The organism is Bacillus sp. AF23 (assembly GCF_020861455.1).
Taxonomy (GTDB): domain Bacteria; phylum Bacillota; class Bacilli; order Bacillales; family Bacillaceae; genus Bacillus; species Bacillus halotolerans.
Genome location: NZ_JAJHVY010000055.1, coordinates 1 through 391, shown reverse-complemented (window position 1 = coordinate 391; position 391 = coordinate 1). Strand labels below are relative to the sequence as shown.

General features: G+C 52.2%; 1 pseudogene. It reads left to right on the top strand.

Annotated elements, in window-relative coordinates:
* Nucleotides 1–391, top strand: a pseudogene (locus LNN34_RS21820) (stage VI sporulation protein D); the annotation flags it as partial.

Below are 391 nucleotides of genomic sequence, written 5' to 3'. Positions count from 1 at the left end.
CGAGGCTTCGTGAAGAGCAGGAAAATGAAGAGGAAGAAGCTGAGCGGTCAGCGCCATTGGCTTTGAAATCAGAGGACAGCGAAGATATAAAGGCGGAAGAAGCGCCAGCTGAGCCGCCAGAGCTTGTTGTCTCGGAAGCGAGGCTTCGTGAAGAACAGGAAAATGAAAAGAAAGAAGCTGAGCGGTCAGCGCCATTGGCTTTAAAAGCGGAGGAAAGCGGCGGTATAAAAGCAGAAGAAGCGTCAGTTGAGCCACCGGAGCTTGTTGTCTCGGAAGCGAGGCTTCGTGAAGAGCAAGCAGATGAAGAGGAAGAAGCTGAGCGGTCAGCGCCATTGACTTTAAAAGCGGAGGAAAGCGGCGGTATAAAAGCAGAAGAAGCGTCAGTTGAGCC